General features: G+C 60.4%; 5 protein-coding genes and 1 pseudogene. 3 read left to right on the forward strand and 3 right to left on the reverse strand.

The window, feature by feature from the left end:
• Positions 1–451 (forward strand): M24 family metallopeptidase (locus tag A2I95_RS32080; protein WP_291736338.1); only part of this gene is annotated, 451 nt, incomplete at its 5' end.
• A gap of 76 nt (positions 452–527) precedes the next feature.
• Here the strand turns inward: A2I95_RS32080 and A2I95_RS32085 are convergent.
• The 3 genes from A2I95_RS32085 to A2I95_RS32095 all read right to left on the reverse strand — a co-directional run bounded on the left by A2I95_RS32085 (position 528) and on the right by A2I95_RS32095 (position 1,923).
• Complete coding sequence (locus A2I95_RS32085; protein ID WP_291736340.1) at positions 528–698, reverse strand: hypothetical protein; 171 nt, start codon at positions 696–698, stop codon at positions 528–530.
• 36 nt (positions 699–734) lie between these two features.
• Positions 735–1,397 (reverse strand): HAD family phosphatase, encoded by a 663-nt coding sequence (locus A2I95_RS32090; protein ID WP_291736342.1) that lies wholly within the window; start codon positions 1,395–1,397, stop codon positions 735–737.
• A gap of 127 nt (positions 1,398–1,524) precedes the next feature.
• Positions 1,525–1,923, reverse strand: coding sequence for a hypothetical protein (locus A2I95_RS32095; RefSeq protein WP_291736344.1), 399 nt, complete (start codon positions 1,921–1,923; stop codon positions 1,525–1,527).
• A gap of 82 nt (positions 1,924–2,005) precedes the next feature.
• Here A2I95_RS32095 and A2I95_RS32100 point away from each other — a divergent pair.
• A pseudogene (locus A2I95_RS32100) lies at positions 2,006–2,089 on the forward strand (rod shape-determining protein RodA); the annotation flags it as partial.
• A 77-nt stretch (positions 2,090–2,166) separates the two neighbouring features.
• A partial coding sequence (locus A2I95_RS32105; RefSeq protein ID WP_291736346.1) for an NIPSNAP family protein occupies positions 2,167–2,335 on the forward strand: 169 nt, incomplete at its 3' end.

A 2,335-nucleotide genomic window follows, 5' to 3' on the forward strand; every position in this document is an offset into this window, starting at 1 on the left:
GTTTGTGGCCGGTAAGCTGCCGCGCAAGGCCGAGCGTCTGATTCAGGTCACCCATGATTCGCTGATGGTGGGCATCGAGGCGGTGAAGCCCGGCAATACCTTTGGCGACATCGGCCATGCGATCCAGGTCTACGCCGAAAGCCAACGGATGAGCGTGGTGCGCGATTTCTGCGGTCACGGATTGGGCACGGTCTTTCACGCGCCGCCCAACGTGCTGCACTATGGCCGTCCCGGTACCGGCCCGGTGCTGGAAGAGGGCATGTTCTTCACCATTGAACCGATGATTAACATTGGCCGCCCGGAGACCAAGATCCTGGCGGATGAATGGACAGCCGTGACCCGCGACAAGTCGCTGTCAGCGCAGTTTGAGCATTCGATCGGGGTCACTGCAGACGGGGCTGATATTTTCACCCTGTCGCCGGCAGGGAAATTCCACCCGACCTACGGGTAAGGCTGTCCGGGCGGGGGCCGGCCCCCGCACCCCCGGGGTATTTTCAACCAGAAAGAAGCAGCAGCGGGCTTTGGGACTAACCGTCCCGGTCCTCTGCTTCCTGCTGCCGCCACAAGGCCAGCAGCATGGTGCTGCCTGCCCATGGGGTTACCGCGTCCTGAATGAACAGCGGCGCCCGCAGCGGTTTCGGCTTGGGTCTTGCCCTGGTTTCAGTCTCTGCAAGGGAGGGCAGAAACGGGGTGCGCAATGTCTGCTCCATGCGGGCGACAATACCACAACGGCCTCAGATCGACAAAAGGGCCGGTACCTCTGCCATATCGTTGAACACTTCAGCCCCCAGCGCGGTGAGCCTGCCGCCGCCGCCTTGCGGAGCATACCCGAGGCAGCGCATGCCCGCGCGCACCGCGGCGGTGACGCCGCTGCCGCTGTCCTCGATCACCAGGTAATCGCGCGCCTGCACACCGAAGTGGCTGGCGGCGGCCAGGAACAATCCCGGTTCCGGCTTGGCCACGCCCAGCGATTGGGCTGAGAACATCGCCTGCGGGTGGAACCGCTCCCACAGCCCGTTCTGGCCCAAAGTGATGCGCATCTTTTCCTCGCTGCCGTTGGAGGCCACGCAGGCCGGAATGCCATGTGCATCAAGCCGTGCCAGCAGATCAGGAATGCCCTTTGTGAGCGGTATGCCTTCTTTCAGCCGGGCATAGGTTTCGGCATAGATTTCCGCGATCCAGTTTTCCGGCAGGTCCGCGCCGAGGCTGCGGGCCTTTGCCATCACACCCGCCATGGTGCCGCCGGTAAAATACGCCATTGCCTGCTCTAAGGTCAGGTCCAGCCCGTGGCGCGCGAGGTTGTCTGCCATCGCCTGGTTCGAGGCGGGTTCACTGTCCACCAGCACGCCGTCGCAGTCGAAAATCACCAGTTTCGGGGTCGGAAAGGTCTTCGGCAAGACGGTCTGCCTCTATTCGGGAATGGCTGCAGGTTACAAGTTTACCCGTCATGCCCGGCTGCGGCAAAGACCAGAAACAAAAAATGCAGGAAGAAGACCCCCTGCATTCCTGTTTACACCCCGGAACTCAAGCGGCTTCGAACTTGCAACGCTTCTTCTTTGCCAGGCTGACCAGCACTTCGTGACGTTTGTTTGCCGCCTCCAGCGCCTCGTTTGCGTTGGCATAATTCCCAATCACGGCCGGCCAGAACAGCAGTGCCGCCGCAACGTTCTTTCCAGATGCCGTCTTGCCTTTCTTGGCCTCGGCACGGATTTCATCAAGCTGGCCCATCTGGGTCTTGATTCCTTCGCAGGTCAGCGAAGCGTCATCGACATTATTTGTGGTGACAACGTCCGGTGAAACGCAGCCCGACAGGAACAACGAACCTGCCGCGAGCAGGCCAAGAAACGATGCAGTTTGCATATTGGATCCTTTGAAACCGCAGGAAAAGGCGGCGGTTTGGGTTAATTCACCAGCCGACTGCAATCTCTGATCTGATCCTGCAAACAAAAATCACGCATTTGGAGAAAGGCCGATCAGATAGCACCGGCCGCGCTCCTGCCCCATGCTGCAGCTGGTGCCGGGCGACGCTGGCCATGTGCCGCACGCCACGCCGGTTGTTTCTGAACTGATCACCATCACTGTGGAGTAACGTTTCGGTCTGCACCGAAGCATCCAGGCCGCGGTGCGGGCTAGGCATAAGGTCCTGAACAAACTGAGGACTTTAACATGCTGACCTGTATAATCCGTTACCGTATCGACCCTGCCAAGAGGGCGCAGTTCGAACACTACGCCCGCAACTGGGGGCAGGCGATCCCGCGCTGCGGCGCGGATTTGGTCGGGTATTTTGCGCCGCATGAAGGGTCGTCGACACTGGCTTATGGCATCTACAATGTGG

This window comes from Leisingera sp. F5 (genome assembly GCF_001593695.1).